The following is a 21373-nucleotide window of genomic DNA, read 5'->3' as shown; positions in this document are numbered from 1 at the left end:
TTTCTCCGCCTACCTGACATCATCGTGTGAGGCAGTGGCCTTGCCCGACCCCAACGCCTTCCATAGAAGAGCCAAGTGGCCCGGCAGGCCCCGTCGCACGCGACCCCCGCGAAATAAGGGACAGGCCGGGGATAGTCAACGTCGCTGAGGGAAGCGGCCCGATCAGGAGAAGGTGAGATGGCGAAACATAGCGGGTTCTGGGCGGGGCTTTTGCTTGCCGGATCCATGGCCTTGCCGTCACTGGCGCAGGATGACGCCGCGGCCACAGCCGATACGGTAGTGGCCACGGTGAACGGCACGGAGATCACGCTGGGCGAGTTGATCATCCTGCGGGAAAAGCTGCCGCCGCAGTATCAGGCGCTGCCCGATGACATGCTGTTCACCGGGCTGATGGATCAGGCGATCCAGCAGGCGGCGCTGGAGCAGTCGGTTGCCGCCGCCGGCACGACGAAGCGCGATGAATTGTGGATGCGCACCGACGCGCGCAGCTATCTGGCGGGCAAGGCGCTGCAAGAGATCGTGGATGCGGCCGTGACGGATGAGGCGCTGCAGGCGGCCTATGACGCGAAATACGCCAATGCCCCGGCATCGAAGGAATATTCGGCGCAGCACATCCTTGTGGACAGCGAGGAGAAGGCCAAGGAGTTGAAGGCGCAGATCGACGGCGGGGCGGATTTCGCGGAACTGGCCAAGGCCAATTCCAGCGATACCGGTTCGGCGGTGAATGGCGGCGATCTGGGCTGGTTCGGGCTAGGCATGATGGTGGCCCCGTTCGAGGCGGCGGTCGTGGCGGCGACGCCCGGCACGGTGACCGACCCGGTGCAGACGGATTTTGGCTGGCACCTGATCAAGGTGAACGAGGTGCGCGATGCCACCAAGCCCACGATTGACGAGGTGCGCGAGGAATTGGCGGCCGAGATCGAGCAAAAGGCAGTCGAGGCGAAGCTGGCGGAACTGACCGGCGCCGCCGAGATCACCCGCCCCGGCGAGGGTATTGACCCGGCCCTGCTTCGGGATGCAACTCTGCTGGACAAGTAAAACCGGGAGACGGGCCGATGGCAAAGACCGATTGGAAGGCAGAAGCGCGGGCGCTGAAGAAGAAGGTCCGCAAGCTGAAGGCCCGTGTGATGGGAGAAGAGATCGGGGCGGCGCTGACGGCCGCCCCGGTGAAGAAGAAGGCCAAGCCCGTATCGCCGCTGGCCCCGAAGGATGGTTTTCCCAAGCTGCCTGTGATCGCAGGGGTGGAGTTTGCCGCGGTCGAGGCGGGGGTGCGCTATCAGAACCGCAAGGATGTGATGCTGGTGCGGTTGGCGCCGGGAACGGCGATGGCGGGCGTGTTCACGCGGTCTTCCACCCGGTCGGGCTGTGTGCGGGACTGCCAGGCCAAGCTGGCTATGAAGGTGCCTGGCGGTGCGGGCGCGGCGATCATCGTGAATTCCGGCAATTCCAACGCGTTTACGGGCAAGGTGGGCGATGCGGCCGTCGCCGCCGTGACCGGGGGCGTGGCCGAAGCACTGGAGATACCGGCGAGCAGGGTGTTCTCGTCCTCTACCGGGGTGATCGGCGAGCCTTTGCCCTTTGAAAGGATCACCTCGCAGATCCCGGCCCTTGTGGCCGATCTGCGTGAGGATGCCATCGAGATGGCCGCCCATGCGATGATGACCACGGATACCTTTCCCAAAGGCGCCTCTGCCATCGTGCAGGGCGATGGCGGCGAGATCCGCATCGCCGGGATCGCCAAGGGATCGGGCATGATCGCGCCGGATATGGCGACGATGCTGGTCTATATCTTTACCGATGCAACGATTTCGGCGGCCAATCTGCAAAAGATGCTGTCGCGGAATGTGGATGCGACCTTCAACTCCATCACCGTGGACAGCGATACCTCAACCTCCGACACGCTGCTGGTCGCGGCGACGGGGCAGTCGGCTGCGGCCGAGGTGAAGGGACCGGTCGCCAAGGCCTTTGAGGCGGCGCTGCGGGGCGTGATGATGGATCTTGCGCATCAGGTGGTGCGCGATGGCGAGGGTGCGACGAAGTTTGTCGAGGTGCGGGTGACCGGGGCAAAGGATGATGCCGATGCCGCGCGGGTGGCCTTTGCCGTGGCGAACTCGCCGCTCGTGAAGACGGCCATCGCGGGGCAGGATCCGAACTGGGGGCGCATCGTCGCCGCCGTGGGCAAATCGGGGGCCGAGGCCGACCGTGACCGGCTGACAATCCGTTTCGGCGATATCCTTGTGGCGCAGAAGGGCTGGCGCAACCCCGACTATCGGGAAGAGGACGGCGCGGCCTATATGCGCGGCGAGGAACTGGTGATCGGGGTGGATCTGGGGCTGGGCCGGGGGAAGCGGTCGGTCTGGACCTGCGATCTGACCAGCCGGTATATCGAGATCAACGCGGATTACCGTTCGTGAAGGTCGTTCTGGTTTCGGCCGTCGCGCTGATTGATGTGGAGGGCCGGGTGCTGCTGGCGCAGCGCCCCGAGGGGAAATCCATGGCCGGCCTGTGGGAGTTTCCCGGCGGCAAGGTGGAACCGGGCGAGACGCCCGAGGCCGCGCTGATCCGCGAGTTGAAGGAAGAATTGGGGATCGACACCTGGTCCAGCTGCCTGGCACCGCTGACCTTTGCCAGCCACAGCTATGAGGGGTTCCACCTGCTGATGCCGCTGTTCGCCTGCCGCAAGTGGGAGGGAATCGTGCAGGGGCGCGAAGGCCAGCGTCTGGCTTGGGTGCGGGCGCAGAACCTGCGGGATTACCCGATGCCACCGGCGGACATTCCGCTGATCCCGATCCTGCGGGATTGGCTGTAGCGCAATCTATACGAAATTTCTCGGCTTACCCCCGACGCGGACAGAATTGTTCTGGATTTGGCAACAATTCGTATTAATCTTTCTTTCCGTATGGGGGGAACAGTATGCTTAGAACAATCACGATCGGTAGCTGCGTGTCGGTGCAGGGGATTCTTGTTGGGCAGCTTTCGGATGGAAAGCTGATGGTGCGCGTGGATGAAAAGACCTTCGTCGGTCTGCCCGTTGCACCGGCCAAGGGGGAGATGGCCAGCGCCAACTGATCACCACCGCGCGAACGAAACAGGCCGGGCATCGCTGCCCGGCCTGTTTCGTTTTCAGGCGCTGCTGCCATCAGGCAAGCGTGCGCTGCACCTCTTCGCGTTCGAAGATTTCGATCACATCGCCCGCGCGGATGTCTTCGTAGCGTTCGAAGGCCATACCACATTCCTGCCCGGACTGGACTTCCTTGACCTCGTCCTTGAAGCGCTTGAGTGTCTTGAGCGTGCCCTCGTGGATGACCACGTTGTCGCGCAGCAGGCGCACACCGGCCGAGCGGCGGGCCACACCTTCGGTGACAAGGCAACCCGCGACGTTGCCGACGCCGGTGATGCGGAACACTTCCTGGATGCGTGCGTAGCCGATGAAGTTTTCGCGTACTTCCGCCTTGAGCAGGCCAGAGGCGGCCTGTTTGATGTCGTCGATCAGGTCGTAGATGATCGAATAGTAGCGGATCTCCACGCCCTTCTGCTGGGCCGCGTTGCGGGCCGTGGCATTGGCGCGCACGTTGAAGCCGATGATCGGGGCCTTGGACGCCTCGGCCAGACCGACATCGGAATCGGTGATTGCACCCACGCCGTAATGCAGCACGCGAACGCGCACCTCATCGTTGCCGACTTTTTCCAAAGCCTGAACAATCGCCTCGGCCGACCCTTGCACATCCGCCTTGACGAGAACGGGCAGTTCGGCCACGTCAGCATCCGCCTTGGCCTTGGCCATAAGCTGTTCCAGCGTCGTGGCGGCACCGGCAGCGGCGCGTTTGTCCTTGGCGGCCTTTTCACGGTAATCCGCGATCTCGCGCGCCTGCGCCTCGGTTTCCACGACGTTCAGAACGTCGCCCGCTTCGGGCGTGCCGTTCAGACCCAGCACCTCGACCGGGACGGAGGGACCGGCCTCGGGGACGGTTTCACCCTTGTCGTTGATCAGTGCGCGGACCTTGCCCCACTTTTCACCCACAACGAAGATGTCGCCCTTGCGCAGGGTGCCGTTCTGGACAAGCACGGTGGCCACAGGCCCGCGACCCACGTCCAGCTTGGCCTCGATCACGGCGCCCATGGCGGCGCGGTTCGGGTTGGCCTTGAGTTCAAGGATTTCGGCCTGCAGGGCGATCGCCTCCAGCAGGTTGTCCAGACCCTTGCCCGTCTTGGCCGAAACCTCGACATCCTGCACTTCGCCTGACATCTGTTCGACGACCACCTCATGCTGCAGCAGATCGGTGCGAACCTTCTGGGGGTTTGCATCCGGCTTGTCGCATTTGTTGATGGCGACGATCATCGGCACTTTGGCGGCCTTGGCGTGGTTGATCGCCTCGATCGTCTGGGGCATCACGGCATCATCTGCCGCCACCACCAGAACGACGATATCGGTCACCTGCGCGCCACGCGCGCGCATGGAGGTAAAGGCCGCGTGGCCCGGCGTATCCAGGAAGGATACGAGCGAGCCGTTGGGGGTTTTCACCTGATAGGCGCCGATATGCTGGGTGATGCCACCGGCTTCGCCCGCCACGACATTGGCCTTGCGGATCGCATCCAGAAGCGAGGTCTTGCCGTGGTCGACATGGCCCATGATGGTGACGATCGGCGGACGCGGGCGCAGGTCTTCGTCCCGGTCGCTGACCGTTTCAATCGCCTGTTCCACATCGGCATCGGACACGCGCACGGCCTTGTGGCCGAACTCTTCGATCACCAGTTCGGCGGTGTCGGCGTCGATGGTCTGGTTCATGGTGACCATCATGCCCATTTTCATGAGCACCTTGACCACGTCGGCGGCACGTTCCGCCATGCGGTTGGCCAGTTCCGACACGACGATGGTTTCGGGCAGCTGCACATCGCGCACCTGCTTTTCGGCCTTCTGGCCGAAACCCATCGCCTTTTGCCGGGCCTTTTCCTGTTTCCGCTTCATCGCGGCAAGCGAGCGCTGACGCCCGCCTTCATCCGAGATGGCATCCGACAGCGTCAGCTTGCCGGCGCGGCGGCCTTCGTCGCCCTTCACCTTGCCGCGGTCTCGGTCGGTGGCGCGTTCGTCGCGTTCACGTTCGGCCTTGCGCGGGGCCAGCGGCGCGCGGGGCGCGGCGGCGGCGGCGGCACCGCCACGGGCGGCATCCTCTGCCGGGGCGGCAGGCGCGGCCTTGGCGGCCGGCGCTTCGGGCGCGGCGGCGGTGGCCGATCTCGGGCGGGTGCCCAGAACCTCGGCCTTGCGGGCGGCGGCGGCGGCGATGCGTGCCTCTTCGGCAGCGCGGGCGGCGCGTTCCTCTTCTTCGGCCTTGGCGCGGAGCGCGGCTTCGCGTTCGCGATCTTCGCGTTCCTTCGCCTCGATCTCTTCGCGGCGGCGCTGGCGTTCTTCCTCGCGCGCCTTTTCTTCCTCGGCCCGGCGGGCGGCATCTTCCTGCTCGCGCGCCTTGGCGGCACGGAGCGCGGCGAGACGCCGTTCCATTTCGGCATCGGTGATGCCGGCGGGACGCTTGGAAGGATCACCCAGATGCGTTGCGGTGCCGGATGCACCACCGGTCGCACCCGGCGTGCCGGGCTTCGTGGGGACAACCACACGCTTGCGCTTCACCTCTACGGCGACGCTCTTGGTGCGGCCATGGCTGAAGCTTTGCTTCACCTGGCCGGGGCCACGTGCCCCGCCACCCAAGCCGAGGGGTTTCTTGCCGTCAGTATCGCTCATGCCGTCTTCGTATCCTCTCCGGCGGAAATTCCGCCGATATGCCCGCGGATTCCCGCAAGCCTTGCCGCTTCCTCTACAACACGTCGTTCGAGTCCACCAGCCGCAAGCGCGGCGTGTATCGCACGTTCACGGCCGAAAGCCAAACCCAATTCCCCCGAGGAAAGACAGCCGATAAAGGCCCCATCGTCCTTGGGCGGGTGCAGCTTGGTCTTGCCGCGTTCCGATCCGTCGCTGGCCTGGATCAGGACGCGCGCCTGCCCCTTTGCCAGCCATTCCTTCACCTTTTCATAGCCGGTGACGGCCTGCCCTGCCTTGCGCGCCATCGACAGGCTGTCGATCACCCGCCGCAAGAGCTGCGCCTCGATCAGATCCGACAAACCGTCGGGCACCTTGACCGGCTGGCGCGCGGCCCGGGAGAAAAGCCCCTTTGCCGCCGCCTTGTCAATCGCCTTGCGATCCGCCGCGACATAGAAGCCCCGCCCCGGCAGACGCCCGATCACATCGGGAACGACCCCGCCGTCGGGATCCACGACAAAGCGGATCAGTCCAGCCTTCGGCTGGCTTTCGCCAGAGACGATGCACTTGCGCTCTGGTCCGTCCTGATCCGTTTCCCGGCCACCCCGCGTCATGGGCGTTCCCTGAACCCGAAGCCTGCGATCAGGCTTCGGCCTCCTCGTCTTCGTCGCTTTCGGCGGCGGCGGTTTCCAGTTCGGTCGGATCAACCCAGCCCAGCATGACGCGCGCGGTCATGATCAGGTGCTGCGCCTCTTCCAGCGACATCTCGAACTTCTCGAGCACGCCTTCGTCTTTCTTGCGCTGGCCGTTCTCGGTCGTCCAGCCACCGGCGAGTTCCCAGTCGGCGCAGGTGGCGAAGTCTTCCAGCGTCTTGATGCCGTCCTTGGCCAGCGCCTCTACCATCTGGGGGGTGAGACCTTCGAATTCAATGAGGCTTTCCTCGACGCCCATCGCGCGGGCTGCTTCCAGTGCCTTGCGGTTCTGCTCTTCGAGGAAGTCACGCGCGCGGGCCTGCAACTCGGCCGCCGTATCCTCATCAAAGCCGTCGATGGACAGAAGTTCGTCCGCTTCGACATAGGCCACTTCTTCGAGGTTGGTGAAGCCTTCGGAAACAAGGAGTTGCGCCATCATCTCATCGACATCGAGCGTGTCCATGAACAGCTTGGTGCGTTCCGCGAATTCGGCCTGACGGCGCTGCGATTCCTCGGCCTCGGTCATGATGTCGATATCAAGGCCCGTCAGTTGCGACGCCAGACGCACGTTCTGGCCACGGCGGCCGATGGCGAGGGAAAGCTGCTCATCCGGGACGACAACCTCGATCTTGCCGGCTTCTTCGTCGATCACGACCTTGGACACCTCGGCCGGTTGCAGCGCGTTCACAAGGAAGGTGGCCTGATCCTGGTTCCACGGGATGATGTCGATCTTTTCGCCCTGCAGTTCGTTCACCACGGCCTGCACGCGGCTGCCGCGCATCCCGACGCAGGCACCGACCGGGTCGATGGAGTTGTCATAGCTGATCACGGCGATCTTGGCGCGCGAACCCGGATCGCGGGCGACGGCCTTGATCTCGATGATGCCGTCGTAGATTTCGGGCACTTCCATCTTGAACAGTTCGGCCATGAACATCGGGTCGGTACGCGACAGGAAGACCTGCGGACCGCGCGCCTCGCGCCGGACATCCTTGATGTAGCAGCGGATGCGATCGTTCGGGCGATAGGCTTCGCGGCCGATCTTTTCGTTGCGGCGCAGGATGCCTTCGCCACGGCCGATATCGACGATGATGTTGCCGTATTCTTCGCGCTTCACCACGCCGTTGATGATGCTGCCCTTGCGATCCTTGAATTCTTCGAACTGGCGATCCCGCTCGGCCTCGCGCACCTTTTGCAGGATCACCTGCTTGGCCGATTGCGCCGCGATGCGGCCCAGATCGACGGGGGGAACCTCGTCGATGATTTCATCGCCCACGGCGGCATCGGCCTTGTAGGCCTTGGCCTGCTTGACGGTCAGCTGGGCGTGGTGGTTTTCCACCGCCTCATCTTCGACGACCGTGCGGATGCGGGCAAAGGTGGCGCGGCCCGTCTTGCGGTCGATCCTCACGCGGATGTCGAGATCGCTGCCGTAGCGCGACTTGGCGGCGCGGGCGAGCGATTCTTCCATCGCCTGGATCACCAGATCCGGGTCGATCATCTTTTCCCGGGCCACGGCCTCGGCCGTTTGCAGGAGTTCGAGCTGGTTCGCAGAGGTGATTGCCATGATGGCCTCCGGGCTTCGTCAGTGTTTCGTTTCGGGCGCGTCGGAGGGGGTTTCCTCTTCGCCTTCGAATTCTTCGATGTCGGTGAACTTGCTTTCGTCGATCGCGCCAGAAGCTTTGCGCTGGCGCAGCATCTCGGCGATCAGGTCGTCGGTCAGGATCAGCTTGGCATCCGACAGCCAGTCGAATTTCAGGCCGATGGTCAGGGGCTGACCCGCCTCTTCGATTTCGATCAGCACCTCGTCGCCTTCGGTGCCTTGCAGAATGCCCTTGAAGCGGCGGCGGCCGTCGATGAGTTCGGTGGTCTCGATCCGGGCCTCGTAATCGGCCCAAATGTCGAAATCCTTCAGCCGCGTCAGCGGCCGGTCGATCCCGGGGGAGGATACTTCGAGGACATAGTTTTCCTCGATCGGGTCTTCGACATCCAGCACGGCAGAGACGGCGGTGGAGATGGCGGCGCAATCGTCCACCTCGATCCCGCCATCGGGGCGGTCGGCCATGATCTGCAGGACGCGGGTCTTGCCGCCCATGAGCCGGATGCGAACAAGTTCGAAGCCCAGCCCTTCGATGACGGGGCCGACGATGGCCGCGAGGCGGCGGTCGATGGCGGTCTTGGCGATCAGGTCGGTCATTCGGGTTCCGATGGAAACAAAAAAGCGGGCTCAGCGGCCCGCATGTCAGGTTCGGTGGGGCCGGGTTTGGACCCCGACACCGCTGTTGTAAGGCCATATACGTGGCGGGGCCCGAGTCTGCAAGGGTTTTGGTCAGGACCGCCGCGATCAGAAGCGGCGCAGGCCATCCATCGCGCGCACCAGCCCTTCGCTGATGCCGGGTTCCGACAGGGCGTGACCGGCAAAGGGGATCAGGCGGATTTCGCAATTGTCCCAGCCTTGCGCCAGTTTCCAGGCCGATACGGGCGGACAGATCATGTCATACCGCCCCTGGATGATCGTGGCGGGGATGTGCTTGATCCGGCCCTTTTCGCGCAGGATCCAGCCGTCTTCTTCCAGAAAGCCGCCGTTGTAGAAGTAGTGGTTCTCCAGCCGGGCGAAGGCCCGGGCGTATTCGGCGGGGCTTTCCCCTAACGGGCCATCATGGTGGATGGAGGCCAGCGCGTTTTCCCAATTGGCCCAGATGCGGCCAAAGCGCGTTTCTTCCATCACGTTGCCCGAGAAGAGGCGGCGGTGATAAGCGGCGATCAGGTCGCCACGTTCATCCGACGGGATGGCGTTGACGAAGCGCGCCCAAAGCTCCGGGAAGAAGGCACCGGCGCCACCGCCGTAGAACCAGTCAAGTTCGGACCGGGTCATGAGGAAAACGCCGCGCAGAACCATGTGCACCACCCGTTCGGGATGGGTGATGGCGTAGATGAGCGCCAGCGTCGCGCCCCAACTGCCGCCAAAGCAGATCCAGCGCGAGATGCCCAGTTCGTTGCGGATCACCTCGATATCCGAGACGAGGTGCCATGTGGTGTTCTGGATCACCACGGCGTGCGGGCGGGATCGGCCGCAGCCGCGCTGATCGAACAGGATGATGCGAAACACGGTCGGATCGAAGTAACGCCGCATCGCGGGGCTGCACCCGCCGCCCGGGCCGCCGTGCAGCACGATGACGGGTATGCCGTTCGGATTGCCGCATTGTTCGACATAGATGCGATGCCCATCGGCCATGGCGATCACGCGCTGATCGAACGGGTCGATCGGCGGGTAGAGAAATTCAACTGCGCGCTTTTGGCCTGATCTGTGGTCCATCGTTGCCCTATATAACGCGCAAAACTGTTGAACCAAAGTTAAACAAGAGGACGCCATGACGGCAACGACGACCGTAGATCCGGCAGAGGTGGCAAAATTCGAGGCGATGGCCGCCGAATGGTGGGATCCGAACGGCAAGTTCAAGCCGCTGCACATGCTCAACCCGTGCCGTCTAGACTATATCACCAACCAGATCGCGGCGGAGTTTGACCGTGACCTGACCCAGCCCCTGCCCTTCAAGGGGTTGAGAATACTGGATATTGGCTGCGGTGGCGGGCTTTTGTCAGAACCCATGGCGCGGCTGGGGGCCGATGTCGTGGGGGCGGATGCGGCGGCGCGGAACATCCCGGTGGCGCGGTTGCATGCAGAACAATCGGGGTTGCGGATTGATTACCGGCATACGACTGCGGAGGACATGGCGGCGGCGGGCGAGCGGTTCGATGTCGTTCTCAACATGGAAGTGGTGGAGCATGTGGCAGACCCGTTGGCCTATCTGACAGCGTGTCAGATGTTGTTGAAAGACAATGGGTTGATGATCTGCTCTACCTTGAACCGCAATCCGAAGAGTTTTGTCATGGCGATCATCGGGGCGGAATATGTGATGCGCTGGCTGCCCAAGGGCACGCATGAATGGGCGAAGTTCATCACGCCGGACGAGCTTTATGATCTGATCCGCCGCGCGGGGCTGGAGCCGGTGGACAAAAAGGGTATGGTTTTCAATCCCATAAGCTGGTCCTGGTCGCTGTCGGCGCGGGATCTTTCGTGCAATTACGTGACCGCCAGCGTGAAGCGGAGCGGCGGTTAATCATCGATTCCAGCGGTGGCAGGAAAGGGTGCAGACGGGCGTGCAGCAAAGTGTATGCACGCCGCGAACGGCGGGTGTCCGGGAAATTAACCATGTGTCGGTCGGAAACGGATAAGGGCGGCCCACGACGGGGCCGCCCTTTCCGCTGTGACAGGCGTGGTCAGATGTTGCCTGCGCTCATCTCGCGGGCGATGTGATCGGCCTGACGGATGGCCAGCGCAACGATGGTGAGCGTGGGGTTCTCTGCCGCGCCGGTGGTGAACTGCGAGCCGTCCGAGATGAACAGGTTCGCGATGTCATGCGTCTGGCCCCATTTGTTGCAGACGCCATCCTCGGGCCGTTCCGACATGCGGTTGGTGCCGAGGTTGTGCGTCGAAGGATAGGGCGGCGTCGGGAAGGACCGGGTCGCGCCCACAGCATCATAGATGGCCATGCCCTGCTTGTAGGCGTGGTTGCGCATCGCGATGTCGTTCGGGTGATCATCGAAATGCACGTTGGCGACCTTGAGCCCATACTGATCGGTCGCATCCGACAGGGTGACGCGGTTGGTGGATTGCGGCATGTCTTCGCCCACGATCCACATCCCGGCCATGTTTTCGTAATGGTCGAGCGCGGTGGTGAAGCCACGGCCCCATGCGCCAGGGTTCAGGAAGGCCGCCATGAAGGGCAGGCCCAGCGCCAGCGTTTCCAGCTCATAGCCACCAACGAAGCCGCGCGACGGATCGTGGCGCGCTTCATCCTGAACGATGCCGGCCATGGTGGTGCCACGCCACATGCGGACGGGTTTGTCGAAGATGCCGTAGACCGACCCGGTGGTGTGGCGCATGTAGTTGCGGCCCACCTGATCGGACGAGTTGGCAAGCCCGTTGGGGAACATCGACGAGGCCGAGTTCAGCAGGAGGCGCGGCGATTCGAAGGTGTTGCCCGCCACGCAGACGATGCGCGCAGCCTGGAACTGCAGGTTGCCGTCCTTGTCGAAGTATTCGACACCCGTCACCTTGCCCGCGTCATTGTGCAGGATGCGGGCGACGTGGGACCGTTCGCGCACCTCGAGGTTGCCGGTCGCCTCACCTTCCGGGATGTCGGTATAGGCGGCGGACCATTTCGCCCCCCATTTGCAGCCCTGGAAGCAGAAGCCGGTCTGCTGGCAGGCGATCCGGCTGCCGGTTTCGTTGGAGGACTGGATGGCCATGCGGCCGGTGCTGACCTCTTTGTAGCCCAGCGCGAGGGCGCCTTTTTCAAAGACCTTGTAGTTGTTGTTGCCGGGAAGGCCGGGACGGTTGCCGGTGCGGGTGACGCCCAGCTTTTCTTCGGCCTTGTCATACCAGGGGGCCATTTCGGCGGCGTCGATGGGCCAATCGAGCAGACTGGCGCCTTCGACCTTGCCGTAAGTGGTCAGCGCCTTCCATTCATGTTCCTGAAAACGGATCGAAGCGCCCGCCCAGTGGGTGGTGGTGCCGCCCACGGCCTTGACGATCCAGGCCGGAAGCCCGGCGAAATCCTTGGCCACGCGCCATGTGCCGCTGGTGGTGCGGGTGTCGAGCCACGCGAGTTGGGAGAAGCTGTCCCATTCGTCGTTCAGGTAATCTTCGGGCAGATAGCGACCGCCCGCTTCCAGCGCCACGACCTTGACGCCCTTTTGCGCCAGTTCGTTGGCCAGCACACCGCCGCCCGCGCCGGTGCCGATGATGACGACCACGGAGTCGTCGGTCAGGTCAAACTTCGCAACCATTGGATCGCCCCCTCTTACAGCCAGTTGATGTCATCAAAGCCACGCTCGATGTAGCCACCGAGCGAGAAGCTTTCGCCCTCATAGCCAAAGATCGGCCACAGGGCTTTCTGGTTATAGAGACCGGTCACGAGACCTGCGCGCACGGTCTGGAAGAAGGGGGTGCCTTCGATGGCCTTGAGCACGGCAACGCGGTCTTCCTCCCAGCCGATCGACAGATAGTCGGCATGGCCGGCAGCGGCGGCAGCGGCGTTGAGTTCGGTGATCCCGGCCTCGACCTGTTCGGCGTTTTCAGCGCTGTCATAGCCCTTGACGGCGGTGGCGTAGAATTCATCGCCCACCTGATCATGCGGGTAGATATCGCGCGCCATCTGGATGAGCGTGGCCATGGATTCGGGCTTGATCGCGGTGGTTTCCATCGCCCAGGCGGCATTGCCAGAGGCGACGAAGCCCGCGCCGACGACAAAGCTGGCCCCGACCGCGACAGAGCGCGACAGTAGCTGGCGGCGCGTCATACCCCGGCTTTTCAGCGCCGGTTCCTTCAACTGTTGTGTCATTTTCTCCTCCCTGAGAATGACGGTGAAGCTTGGGCCGCGCGGCGGTTCCTCTGACCCGCCGCGGGGCGACGTTCAAAGGTAGCGACCGGCCCTTTGCAGAACCTCGATCTGGTATCCGTCCGGGTCGGCGATGAAGAAGAAGCGCGCGATCACGGTGCCGCCGGGCGCGAAATCCACGAGCTTGCGCGGGGCGAGCCCTGCCGCGGTGAGGCGGGCGTGTTCAGCATCCACATCCGCAACCGAAAAGGCGAGGTGGCCATAGCCATCACCAAGGTTGTAAGGCTCTGTCCTGCCCTTGTTGACCGTCAGCTCCAGTTCGAACCCGGTTTCGGCGTTGGACAGGTAGATCAGGGTGAAAGTCTCGAAATCCAGACGGTCGGCAACCTTCAGGCCGAAGGCCTGTTCGTAGAATGCGAGTGAGCGTGCTTCATCAAGCACGCGGATCATGCTGTGAATGGCCTTGGCCAAGGTCTTCCTCCGTCAGGTCTTCTGGACTGTCCTGAGGAGAAGTCTGTGGTCGTTCCGGGCCGCGCTGGTAGTAGGTCTATACTACGCGCAACTTTTTATTCGGCAGCCATCGCATGGGCGGCGCGGACATGGGCGCGCTGGTCCATATGGACAAGGCAGGCGCAGCGCAGGAGCGAGGTGAAGTTCTCCGGCTCTCCGCGTTGTTCCAGAACCTCGGCATGGAGTTTGGACACGAAGGCGGGGGTTGTGCTGCCTTCGGCCGCGGCGATTTCATCTACGATCTCCCAGAAGGCGCGTTCCAGCCGGATGCTGGTGCTTTGGCCGTTCAGCCGCAGGCGGCGGGTGATGCTTTCATAGCGGGCGGGGTCCTGCCCCGCGAAAACCTGACACATGGATCTGTCCTCCCTGACGATGATCCCTCCGACGGATGGATGATTATTCAAGTAAAGCGTGGCGGCATCCGGCAAGGCAAGAGGCACGGCACCGATACCAAAGTCGCATGAGGCGAGGCGCCGCGGCGCCGGTGGGGCGTTGCGCCGCGCGGCGATCCGTGCAGGAATTGCCCCGGGATTGGCAGGCGGGCAGGAATGAAACCTTATCGGAATGAGGCGTGGCTGCTGTTGCTGCCTGCGGCGGGGCTTATGGGTTTTATTGGCGTGGTCCCGCTGATCGCGGTTTTCAACTATTCGCTGCATGATATCTTTTCGCTGGCCGATGTGCATTGGGTGGGCGCGGAATGGTATGAGGAGATCATCACCTCGGACCGGTTCCATGCGAGCCTGCTGCGGAGCCTGCTGTTCGCGGCGGTGGTGCTGTCGGTGCAGGTGCCGCTTGGGGTGGGGCTGGCGCTGCTGGTGCGGCGGACGGGGCGCTGGGCGGTGATGCTGCTGATGCTGGTGGCGCTGCCGCTTGTGGTGCCGTGGAACATGATCGCGATGATGTGGCTAGGCCTGATCGACCCGGCCACGGGGATCGTGGGGCGGGCGCTGGCGGCGGCGGGGGTGGTGTTCGACTGGAAGTTCACCGCGTGGCAGACATGGGTGCTGCTGGTGGTGATGGACACGTGGCACTGGATCGGGCTGGTGGTGATCCTTGCCTATGCGGGATTGTCGGGGATATCGCCGGATTACTATCGCGCGGCGGCTATTGACGGGGCGTCGCGGGTGGCGGTGTTTCGGTTCATCGAATTGCCCAAGATCGCGGCGCCGCTGGGAATCGTGCTGCTTTTGCGCTTTGTGGACAGTTTCATGATCTACACCGAGGCCTTCGCCATCAACGCGGGCGGGCCGGACATGGCGACGCATTTCCTGGCCATCGACCTTGGGGAAGAGATCAAGGGGTTCAGCTATGGGTCGGCGGCGGCGCGGTCGATGGTCTATTTCCTGATCGTGATCACGGTGGTCTGGGCCTTTGTGCGGATCAGCGGCCTGTCGCGGCAGGAGGCATGACGATGGGGGGCCTGATCCTGCGGCTGGCCGTTTTCGCCCTGCTTGCGCTGTTCATCCTGCTGCCTTTGGCGCAGACCTTTGTTCTGAGCTTTATGTCCACCCTCCCGCGCGAGGGGATGGTGGAGGGGCAGTGGAGCCTGATCAACTATCGCAACATTCTGGCCGAACCCGCGCTGCGGGAATCGATCCTGAATTCGTTGATCTATGTGCTGCTGAATGTCGCGCTGTGTATCGGGGCGGGGCTGCCCGCGGCCTATGCGCTGTCGCGCTACAGGTTTGCCGGGGATCGGCATTTCCTGTTCCTGCTGCTGGCGTTCCGGGTGACGCCGCCGGTGGTGCTTTCGCTGCCGATCTTCATCCTTTTCGCCAATCTGGGGCTGGTGAATTCGCCGGTCGGCATCGCGCTGGTGCATTGCCTGTTCAACCTGCCCATCGCGATCTGGATCCTTGAGAGTTTCATTTCCGCCGTACCGCGCGAGTTTGACGAGACTGCGTTTCTGGACGGCCATTCGCTGCCGTCCTTCATCCTGCGGCTGCTGGTCCCGGCGATCGCGCCGGGGATCGGGGTGGCGGCGTTCTTCTGTTTCCTGTTCTCGTGGGTGGAGGTGGTGTTTGCACGCATCCTGACGGTGACGGCGGGCAAGCCCATCACAATGGCGATCAATGCGCTGTTCGGCTTCCAGACGGATATCGGGCTGGTCATGGCGATGACGGTGGTATCGCTGATCCCCGGCCTGGGGATGATCTGGTTCGTCCGCAACCACATCGCGCGGGGCTTCGCGATGCGCGCGTGATCCCGGTTGGAGTTGGGTCCGGAACGGGGACCGATTCGCCACGAAGGGCGCCTGCGACGCGGGCAGTGGACCGGCTTGGAGTAACCTGCGGTTGCATCCGTGGCCGGAGCCGCGCCACGGCAGCAGGTCAGATACGAAATATGGCTAAAAGATGGCCGGACTCCCGGTGACTCTGTTAATCTTGATTGAAACGCCACAGCCACGGGCGCAAAATCGGGCCTTGGGTTTAAGCAGGGATTGGACCGATGCGGAAAGTTTTGGGAATGCTGGCGGCATTGGCGCTGATGGGGTCGCAGGCACAGGCCGCGATCATCACGGGACCGACGAGTGTTCTGGCAGGCCAGAGCTACACCTATACCTATGACGCCGGCCCGGTTGACCTGCTGGACGGGTATGACTTTTACATCCTGAATTTGCTGGTCAACGATGGGGTGAATGGGGATTACTTTGGCAGGTTCGGCTTTCCCTTTCCGGCCAACAACCTGTTCACCTTCGATTGGACATTCAGCGTGACAGGTCCGGCGTTTCTGAGCGTCACCAGCTATCTGGAAAGCTATGCCGACGCGACGATCACCTATAGCCCTGACGGCTTCCCTAGGATCTTCAAGACGGAAGGGGTGACGCGCAGCGAGTTGATTGAAGACGCGGCAAGGCTTGGCGTTTCGGTGGTTCCGATTGGTGGCACGCTGCCGCTGCTGCTGACGGCGCTGGGCGTGGCCGGGCTGGTGGCGCGGCGGCGCGCTGCGAAAGAGGCGATCCCGGCCTGATCGGCGACGAAAGCCCTGCCGTCAGCCCTGAAGCTGACGGCGGAGGAGTTGCAGATCGTCGTTGAGCTGGCTGTCGGTGGCCATGAGCTCTTCGATCTTGCGGACACCATGCATGATGGTGGTGTGGTCACGCCCCCCGAAGCGGCGCCCGATTTCCGGCAGGCTGCGCGGGGTGAGGTGCTTGGCCAGATACATCGCCACCTGACGCGGGCGCGCGATCGTGCGGTTGCGCTTTGGCCCGATCATATCGGACAGGCGGATGTTGTAATGTTCCGCCACCTTGCGCTGGATCTCTTCGATCGTGAGCTTGCGGTCAGACGCGCGCAGGATATCGGCCAGGCAATCCTGCGTCAGTTCCAGCGTGATCTCGCGCCCCACCAGCGAGGCAAAGGCGAAGAGGCGGGTGAGCGCGCCTTCGAGAACGCGGACATTCGTGGTGATGCGATGGGCGAGGAATTCCAGCACCCCGTCCGACAGGACAAGGCCACGATACTGGCTGCGGTAGAGTTCCACCTTCTGCTGCAGGATGCCCAGACGCAGTTCGTAATCGGTCGGGTGCAGGTCCACCACAAGGCCGCATTGCAGACGCGACTTGATCCGCTCTTCGAGATCCTTGATCTCGCCCGGGGCGCGGTCGGCGGAGATGACGATCTGCTTGTTCTGATCGACCAGCGCGTTGAAGGTGTGGAAGAACTCTTCCTGCGTGCTGTCCTTGCCGGCGATGAACTGCACGTCATCGACCATCAGCACATCGACAGAGCGGAACAGTTCCTTGAAATCCATGATCTGGCGTTCGCGCAGGGCCTGCACGAAGCGATACATGAACTGTTCGGCAGACAGGTAGAGCACCCGCAGATGCGGCTGGCGGTTCTGCAGTTCATGCGCGATGGCGTGCATCAGGTGCGTCTTGCCGAGCCCCACGCCGCCATAGAGGAAAAGTGGGTTGAAGCTGACGGGGCCCCCTTCGGCCACGCGGCGGGCGGCGGCGTGAGCGAGTTCGTTGGGTTTGCCCACGACGAAGGAATCGAAGGTGAAGCGTGCATCGAGCGGCGCACCGGGCACCTCTTCAAGATCCGCGCTGCGGGTGGCGGAACGGGTGCGCTGCGCCGCCGCAGCAGGACGGGGCGCAACAGCCGCTTCGGGGGCAGAGGGGCGGTTGGCCACGGCAAACTCCACCCGTTCGACCTGTGCGCCCGCCGTGTTCAACTGCGCGCGGATATGGTCAGAGAAGTTGCGGGACACCCAATCGCCGAAGAACGAGGTCGGCACTTCAAAGCGGGCGACCCCGTGCTTGAGGTCGGAGAATTTGAGCGGTTCGATCCAGGTTACATAGTTATTGCGGCCAACCCTCTTGATCAGTTCCTCGCGGACCAAACCCCAAGTCTCGTTCGTCATTCTTCCTGACCCGTGCGGCGGCGTGCTTCTGAACCTGTGGCAGATCCGGCACGCCTGTTGTTGTTGCACCGGCATGACTGCCGGGGCTATCGCCCGCGACCGGGGTTCATCGCATGGCTGCGCACAGCGCTTGCCTTGCGGAAACAGCCCATTTCCACACCCCTTCGCCGGGGCACCCAGAGCCCATTTCCAGCCTGCAAGACCGGCAAGTCACACAAAGCCAGACCAGATGACTATCTGGCCCAAACCTGCCTGACCTGATTTCCACACAACCTGTGCAGACACCACAACCAACTGAAACGCAAACAGAAATCGACGGCGTAAGCACACGCTTGGCAGCCTTGCGAACCTGTCGAAATCCGTTCGCGATTCCGCTTTGTCCCCCAAGACGAGAGTGAATCGCAAGGAGACGCTAGCAAGCCGCCACGCGGGGGTGCAACCGAACTTCACGCTTGACAGAAGTATGACCAAACCGAATCCGGCACCCCTTGCAAATGAGCAACGCCGTGTGCCGAAAACGCAAAACCGGCGGGTTCAGAAGCCCCGAAAACGAACAGGGCGCAGCCCCTGCGGGATGCGCCCTGTCTGTTGGAAAAACTGTGTGTGGATTAGGCGGCGGGGGTCGCCAGAGCCTTCACGCGCGCAGCGAGACGCGACATTTTGCGCGACACGGTGTTGGCATGCAGGATGCCCTTGGTCACGCCACGGTCAAGCTCGGGCTGGGCGGCACGGAGAGCGGCGAGTGCTGCTTCGGCGTTGCCGGAGGCGATAGCCTCTTCCACCTTGCGCACGAAGGTGCGGATGCGCGAACGACGAGCCTTGTTCACCGCATAGCGGGTTTCGGACTGACGGGCGCGTTTCTTGGACTGGGCCGTATTTGCCATGGGCGGTTCGTATCCTGTAGGTCTTTGTTTCAGATCGGTTGCACAAAGACCCAAGGCTCCGCCCCGAGGTGCGGAATCGATTCTTGCCTAAGCGGGCCCACGCGCATGTGACGGCGGGCTATAGTGCAAGCCGGATGGAAAGGAAAGCCGGAAAATAAGGCGATTTCCGCAGCGCGCGGGCGATCAGCGGTCGCGGAACTGCGGTTCGCGCTTTTCCAGGAAGGCGGACATGCCTTCCGCCTGATCTTCGGTCGCGAAGGCGGCGTTGAACATGCGGCGTTCGAAGAGGATGCCTTCCCGCAGGGTGGTTTCCTGTGCGCGGTTGACCGCCTCTTTCACGATCATGGTGGTGATCGCGGATTTCTGGGCGATCTTTGCGGCGGCTTTCATCGCCTCGGCCAAAAGGTCCTTGGCGGGGACGACCCGCGAGACAAGGCCGCAGCGTTCGGCCTCGGGCGCCTCCATGAAGCGGCCGGTGAGGTTCATGTCCATCGCCTTGGACTTGCCCACGGCGCGGGTGAGGCGCTGGGTGCCGCCCATGCCGGCGACGATGCCGAGGTTGATCTCGGGCTGGCCGAATTTGGCGGTATCGGCGGCGATGATGAAATCGCACATCATGGCCAGCTCGCAGCCGCCGCCAAGGCAGTAGCCAGCAACGGCGGCGATGATGGGTTTGCGGACGCGGGTGATGGCGTCGGCCTCGGGCGCGAAGAGATCGTCGAAGAAGACGTCGGTGAACGACTTTTCGGCCATCTCCTTCACATCGGCGCCTGCGGCGAAGGCCTTGTCAGACCCGGTGATGACGATGCAGCGGACCTTGTCGTTGCGATCGGCGGCGGTGACGGCGGCCGCCAGTTCCTGCATGAGCCGGGCGTTGAGGGCATTGAGCGCCTCGGGCCGGTTCAGGCGGATGAGGGCGATGTAATCCTCGATCTCGACGATCAGCGTCTCATAGGCCATGGCGCGGCTCCGTTTTCTGGTTGGGCAGACTCGTAGCAGCAACCGGGCGGTTATCAAGCCCCACGCGCCGCGATTAACGGCGCGTCATTTCTGGCAGGACGGGCAGTAGAAGGACGAGCGGCCCGATTGCACGATGCGCCGGATCGTCGCCGTGCAACCGGGGGTGAGGCAGGGCGCTCCTTCGCGACCGTAGACCTGAAAGCTGTGCTGGAAATAGCCCAGTTCGCCATCGGCCTGCCGGTAATCGCGCAAGGAGGACCCCCCGGCGGTGATCGCCTCGGCCAGCACGTCGCGGATGATGGGGACGAGCGCGGCGGCGCGGGGGGCGGCGATCCGGCCCGCCTTGCGCGAAGGGTGGATGCGGGCGCGGTAGAGCGTTTCGCAGACATAAATATTGCCCAGCCCCGCGACGAGGTGCTGGTCCAGAAGCGCGGCCTTGATGGGCGTGTTGCGGCCCTTGAGGCGGGCCGCGAGATAGGTTTCGTCAAAGGCATTGCCCAGCGGTTCGGGGCCGAGTGCGGCGAGAAGCGGGTGCGCCTCTGCCGCAGCGGTGGGCATCAGGTCCATCGCGCCAAACCGGCGGGCGTCATTGAAGGTGACGCGGGCGCCGGTATCCATGTCGAGGACTACATGATCATGCTTTTCCGGCGCGGGGTGATGATGGTGCCATTCGCCCAGCGTGGCACGGTCGGGTGCCGCACCGTCACCCGAGATCGGCGGCGGTGCAGAAATCAGCATCCGGCCCGACATGCCCAGATGGATGAGCAGCGTTTCATCCGTGGACAGATCGGCGAGGATGTATTTCGAGCGGCGGCGCAGGGCGATCACCCGCGCGCCGGTCAGGCGTTCGGCCATCTGCGGCGGGAAGGGCCAGCGCAGATCGGGCCGGTTGACGGTGGCGCGGGTGATGCGGCGCCCCTCCATCACCGGGGCAAGGCCGCGGCGGACGGTTTCAACCTCGGGCAGTTCGGGCATTCGGGGCCTGTCGGACATGTGGGCGCATTGCAGCGCCGGGGAACCGGCCTATAAGAGGGGGCAAGCGAGAGGAACGGCAAGACCCCATGACCGACCAAGATCAAGGCACGACGCATTTCGGGTTCCAGACCGTGCCGGAGGCCGACAAGGCAGGCATGGTGCATGGCGTCTTTACCCGCGTGGCCAGCCGCTATGACATCATGAACGATCTGATGTCGGGCGGTGTGCACCGGCTGTGGAAGGACGCGATGATGGACTGGCTGGCCCCGCGTCCGGGCCAGAGGCTGCTGGATGTGGCGGGGGGGACCGGGGACATCGCCTTTCGCTTCCTGAAGCGCGCGACAGGCGCATCCGCCGTGGTGCTGGACATGACCGAGTCCATGCTGGTGGAAGGGCGCAAGCGGGCCGAGGCCGAGCGGCAGGCCGAGCGGCTGGATTGGGTGGTGGGCGATGCGATGGCGCTGCCCTTCCCGACGAACAGCTTTGACGTCTATACGATCAGCTTCGGCATCCGGAACGTGACGCGGGTGCAGGATGCGTTGGCCGAAGCGTACCGCGTGCTGCGGCCCGGCGGGCGGCTGATGGTGCTGGAGTTCAGCCATATCCCGAATGACCTGCTGCAAAAGGCCTATGACGCCTATTCCTTCAACGTGATCCCGGTGATGGGGCAGATCGTGGCGAAGGATCGCGACAGCTATCAGTATCTGGTCGAATCGATCCGCAAGTTTCCCGATCAGGAAACCTTTGCGGGCATGATCCGGAAGGCGGGGTTCGGTCAGGTGAAGTATCGCAACCTGACCATGGGCGTGGCGGCGCTTCATTCCGGCTGGAAGCTCTGAC

General features: G+C 63.4%; 22 protein-coding genes. 9 read left to right on the top strand and 13 right to left on the bottom strand.

Annotated features, from left to right (window positions below):
• Nucleotides 1–177: 177 nt before the first annotated feature.
• The 4 genes from GU920_RS07725 (at nucleotide 178) to GU920_RS07710 (ending at nucleotide 3069) form a co-directional block, all read left to right on the top strand.
• Nucleotides 178–1038: a peptidylprolyl isomerase gene (locus GU920_RS07725; RefSeq protein WP_161766335.1), complete on the top strand. Its 861-nt coding sequence runs from the start codon at nucleotides 178–180 to the stop codon at nucleotides 1036–1038.
• 17 nt (nucleotides 1039–1055) lie between these two features.
• Nucleotides 1056–2414 (top strand): bifunctional glutamate N-acetyltransferase/amino-acid acetyltransferase ArgJ, encoded by a 1359-nt coding sequence (gene argJ / locus GU920_RS07720; RefSeq protein ID WP_161766334.1) that lies wholly within the window; start codon nucleotides 1056–1058, stop codon nucleotides 2412–2414.
• Nucleotides 2411–2809 carry an 8-oxo-dGTP diphosphatase MutT gene (gene mutT / locus GU920_RS07715; protein WP_161766333.1) on the top strand — a complete coding sequence of 133 codons (399 nt, stop codon included), beginning with the start codon at nucleotides 2411–2413 and terminating at the stop codon, nucleotides 2807–2809. The genes argJ and mutT overlap by 4 nt, the downstream gene beginning before the upstream one ends.
• A gap of 104 nt (nucleotides 2810–2913) precedes the next feature.
• Nucleotides 2914–3069: a hypothetical protein gene (locus tag GU920_RS07710; RefSeq protein WP_161766332.1), complete on the top strand. Its 156-nt coding sequence runs from the start codon at nucleotides 2914–2916 to the stop codon at nucleotides 3067–3069.
• A gap of 70 nt (nucleotides 3070–3139) precedes the next feature.
• On the opposite strand, the gene infB is transcribed toward GU920_RS07710, so the two are convergent.
• From infB to pip, 5 genes are all read right to left on the bottom strand, one after another.
• On the bottom strand, nucleotides 3140–5734 hold the full coding sequence (gene infB, locus GU920_RS07705; protein ID WP_161766331.1) for a translation initiation factor IF-2: 2595 nt from the start codon (nucleotides 5732–5734) through the stop codon (nucleotides 3140–3142).
• The gene (locus tag GU920_RS07700) at nucleotides 5731–6363 is read right to left on the bottom strand and encodes an RNA-binding protein (RefSeq protein WP_161766330.1); all 633 of its coding nucleotides are present in this window, start codon (nucleotides 6361–6363) and stop codon (nucleotides 5731–5733) included. The genes infB and GU920_RS07700 overlap by 4 nt, the downstream gene beginning before the upstream one ends.
• A gap of 28 nt (nucleotides 6364–6391) precedes the next feature.
• The gene (gene nusA / locus GU920_RS07695; protein ID WP_161766329.1) at nucleotides 6392–8002 is read right to left on the bottom strand and encodes a transcription termination factor NusA; all 1611 of its coding nucleotides are present in this window, start codon (nucleotides 8000–8002) and stop codon (nucleotides 6392–6394) included.
• Nucleotides 8003–8020: 18 nt separating this feature from the next.
• Nucleotides 8021–8632: a ribosome maturation factor RimP gene (rimP, locus tag GU920_RS07690; protein ID WP_161766328.1), complete on the bottom strand. Its 612-nt coding sequence runs from the start codon at nucleotides 8630–8632 to the stop codon at nucleotides 8021–8023.
• A 147-nt stretch (nucleotides 8633–8779) separates the two neighbouring features.
• Nucleotides 8780–9751, bottom strand: a complete 972-nt coding sequence (pip, locus tag GU920_RS07685) for a prolyl aminopeptidase (protein ID WP_161766327.1) — start codon at nucleotides 9749–9751, stop codon at nucleotides 8780–8782.
• Nucleotides 9752–9806: 55 nt separating this feature from the next.
• Between pip and ubiG the strand changes: the two genes are divergently transcribed.
• Complete coding sequence (gene ubiG, locus GU920_RS07680; protein WP_161766326.1) at nucleotides 9807–10556, top strand: bifunctional 2-polyprenyl-6-hydroxyphenol methylase/3-demethylubiquinol 3-O-methyltransferase UbiG; 750 nt, start codon at nucleotides 9807–9809, stop codon at nucleotides 10554–10556.
• Nucleotides 10557–10716: 160 nt separating this feature from the next.
• Here ubiG and GU920_RS07675 read toward each other — a convergent pair whose 3' ends face one another.
• The 4 genes from GU920_RS07675 to GU920_RS07660 all read right to left on the bottom strand — a co-directional run bounded on the left by GU920_RS07675 (nucleotide 10717) and on the right by GU920_RS07660 (nucleotide 13702).
• Nucleotides 10717–12288, bottom strand: coding sequence for a GMC family oxidoreductase (locus tag GU920_RS07675; protein WP_161766325.1), 1572 nt, complete (start codon nucleotides 12286–12288; stop codon nucleotides 10717–10719).
• A 14-nt stretch (nucleotides 12289–12302) separates the two neighbouring features.
• Complete coding sequence (locus GU920_RS07670; protein ID WP_161766324.1) at nucleotides 12303–12842, bottom strand: Twin-arginine translocation pathway signal; 540 nt, start codon at nucleotides 12840–12842, stop codon at nucleotides 12303–12305.
• Nucleotides 12843–12914: 72 nt separating this feature from the next.
• Nucleotides 12915–13310, bottom strand: a complete 396-nt coding sequence (locus GU920_RS07665; protein WP_161766323.1) for a VOC family protein — start codon at nucleotides 13308–13310, stop codon at nucleotides 12915–12917.
• A gap of 95 nt (nucleotides 13311–13405) precedes the next feature.
• Nucleotides 13406–13702, bottom strand: coding sequence for a ribbon-helix-helix domain-containing protein (locus GU920_RS07660; RefSeq protein ID WP_161766322.1), 297 nt, complete (start codon nucleotides 13700–13702; stop codon nucleotides 13406–13408).
• 195 nt (nucleotides 13703–13897) lie between these two features.
• Between GU920_RS07660 and GU920_RS07655 the strand changes: the two genes are divergently transcribed.
• The 3 genes from GU920_RS07655 to GU920_RS07645 all read left to right on the top strand — a co-directional run bounded on the left by GU920_RS07655 (nucleotide 13898) and on the right by GU920_RS07645 (nucleotide 16319).
• On the top strand, nucleotides 13898–14758 hold the full coding sequence (locus GU920_RS07655) for a carbohydrate ABC transporter permease (protein ID WP_161766321.1): 861 nt from the start codon (nucleotides 13898–13900) through the stop codon (nucleotides 14756–14758).
• Nucleotides 14755–15552 (top strand): carbohydrate ABC transporter permease, encoded by a 798-nt coding sequence (locus GU920_RS07650; RefSeq protein ID WP_201743993.1) that lies wholly within the window; start codon nucleotides 14755–14757, stop codon nucleotides 15550–15552. Before GU920_RS07655 ends, GU920_RS07650 begins: the two co-directional genes overlap by 4 nt.
• Nucleotides 15553–15797: 245 nt before the next feature.
• Nucleotides 15798–16319, top strand: a complete 522-nt coding sequence (locus tag GU920_RS07645) for a hypothetical protein (protein WP_161766320.1) — start codon at nucleotides 15798–15800, stop codon at nucleotides 16317–16319.
• Between the two features lie 21 nt (nucleotides 16320–16340).
• Here the strand turns inward: GU920_RS07645 and dnaA are convergent, their stop codons facing one another.
• From dnaA to mutM, 4 genes are all read right to left on the bottom strand, one after another.
• Complete coding sequence (gene dnaA / locus GU920_RS07640; RefSeq protein WP_161766319.1) at nucleotides 16341–17714, bottom strand: chromosomal replication initiator protein DnaA; 1374 nt, start codon at nucleotides 17712–17714, stop codon at nucleotides 16341–16343.
• Nucleotides 17715–18322: 608 nt separating this feature from the next.
• Nucleotides 18323–18598 (bottom strand): 30S ribosomal protein S20, encoded by a 276-nt coding sequence (gene rpsT / locus GU920_RS07635; protein WP_161766318.1) that lies wholly within the window; start codon nucleotides 18596–18598, stop codon nucleotides 18323–18325.
• A 183-nt stretch (nucleotides 18599–18781) separates the two neighbouring features.
• On the bottom strand, nucleotides 18782–19558 hold the full coding sequence (locus GU920_RS07630; protein ID WP_161766317.1) for an enoyl-CoA hydratase: 777 nt from the start codon (nucleotides 19556–19558) through the stop codon (nucleotides 18782–18784).
• Between the two features lie 84 nt (nucleotides 19559–19642).
• A complete protein-coding gene (gene mutM, locus GU920_RS07625; RefSeq protein WP_161766316.1) occupies nucleotides 19643–20533 on the bottom strand; it encodes a bifunctional DNA-formamidopyrimidine glycosylase/DNA-(apurinic or apyrimidinic site) lyase in 891 nt (296 codons plus the stop codon).
• An 86-nt stretch (nucleotides 20534–20619) separates the two neighbouring features.
• Here mutM and ubiE point away from each other — a divergent pair, with 86 nt between their 5' ends.
• Nucleotides 20620–21372, top strand: a complete 753-nt coding sequence (ubiE, locus tag GU920_RS07620; RefSeq protein WP_161766315.1) for a bifunctional demethylmenaquinone methyltransferase/2-methoxy-6-polyprenyl-1,4-benzoquinol methylase UbiE — start codon at nucleotides 20620–20622, stop codon at nucleotides 21370–21372.
• Nucleotide 21373 lies beyond the last annotated feature (1 nt).

The sequence above is a fragment of the Paragemmobacter ruber genome, from assembly GCF_009908315.1.
Classification (GTDB): Bacteria; Pseudomonadota; Alphaproteobacteria; order Rhodobacterales; family Rhodobacteraceae; genus Paragemmobacter; species Paragemmobacter ruber.
This window is presented reverse-complemented; position numbering and strand designations above follow the sequence as displayed.

What these genes read in the sequence shown, in the direction of transcription:
- GU920_RS07725 (WP_161766335.1), top strand. Translation starts at nt 178, where the DNA reads ATGGCGAAACATAGCGGGTTCTGGGCGGGGCTTTTGCTTGCCGGATCC.
- argJ (WP_161766334.1), top strand. Translation starts at nt 1,056, where the DNA reads ATGGCAAAGACCGATTGGAAGGCAGAAGCGCGGGCGCTGAAGAAGAAG.
- GU920_RS07710 (WP_161766332.1), top strand. Translation starts at nt 2,914, where the DNA reads ATGCTTAGAACAATCACGATCGGTAGCTGCGTGTCGGTGCAGGGGATT.
- infB (WP_161766331.1), bottom strand. Translation starts at nt 5,734, where the DNA reads ATGAGCGATACTGACGGCAAGAAACCCCTCGGCTTGGGTGGCGGGGCA.
- GU920_RS07700 (WP_161766330.1), bottom strand. Translation starts at nt 6,363, where the DNA reads ATGACGCGGGGTGGCCGGGAAACGGATCAGGACGGACCAGAGCGCAAG.
- nusA (WP_161766329.1), bottom strand. Translation starts at nt 8,002, where the DNA reads ATGGCAATCACCTCTGCGAACCAGCTCGAACTCCTGCAAACGGCCGAG.
- rimP (WP_161766328.1), bottom strand. Translation starts at nt 8,632, where the DNA reads ATGACCGACCTGATCGCCAAGACCGCCATCGACCGCCGCCTCGCGGCC.
- pip (WP_161766327.1), bottom strand. Translation starts at nt 9,751, where the DNA reads ATGGACCACAGATCAGGCCAAAAGCGCGCAGTTGAATTTCTCTACCCG.
- ubiG (WP_161766326.1), top strand. Translation starts at nt 9,807, where the DNA reads ATGACGGCAACGACGACCGTAGATCCGGCAGAGGTGGCAAAATTCGAG.
- GU920_RS07675 (WP_161766325.1), bottom strand. Translation starts at nt 12,288, where the DNA reads ATGGTTGCGAAGTTTGACCTGACCGACGACTCCGTGGTCGTCATCATC.
- GU920_RS07670 (WP_161766324.1), bottom strand. Translation starts at nt 12,842, where the DNA reads ATGACACAACAGTTGAAGGAACCGGCGCTGAAAAGCCGGGGTATGACG.
- GU920_RS07660 (WP_161766322.1), bottom strand. Translation starts at nt 13,702, where the DNA reads ATGTGTCAGGTTTTCGCGGGGCAGGACCCCGCCCGCTATGAAAGCATC.
- GU920_RS07655 (WP_161766321.1), top strand. Translation starts at nt 13,898, where the DNA reads ATGAAACCTTATCGGAATGAGGCGTGGCTGCTGTTGCTGCCTGCGGCG.
- GU920_RS07650 (WP_201743993.1), top strand. Translation starts at nt 14,755, where the DNA reads ATGACGATGGGGGGCCTGATCCTGCGGCTGGCCGTTTTCGCCCTGCTT.
- GU920_RS07645 (WP_161766320.1), top strand. Translation starts at nt 15,798, where the DNA reads ATGCGGAAAGTTTTGGGAATGCTGGCGGCATTGGCGCTGATGGGGTCG.
- dnaA (WP_161766319.1), bottom strand. Translation starts at nt 17,714, where the DNA reads ATGACGAACGAGACTTGGGGTTTGGTCCGCGAGGAACTGATCAAGAGG.
- rpsT (WP_161766318.1), bottom strand. Translation starts at nt 18,598, where the DNA reads ATGGCAAATACGGCCCAGTCCAAGAAACGCGCCCGTCAGTCCGAAACC.
- GU920_RS07630 (WP_161766317.1), bottom strand. Translation starts at nt 19,558, where the DNA reads ATGGCCTATGAGACGCTGATCGTCGAGATCGAGGATTACATCGCCCTC.
- mutM (WP_161766316.1), bottom strand. Translation starts at nt 20,533, where the DNA reads ATGCCCGAACTGCCCGAGGTTGAAACCGTCCGCCGCGGCCTTGCCCCG.
- ubiE (WP_161766315.1), top strand. Translation starts at nt 20,620, where the DNA reads ATGACCGACCAAGATCAAGGCACGACGCATTTCGGGTTCCAGACCGTG.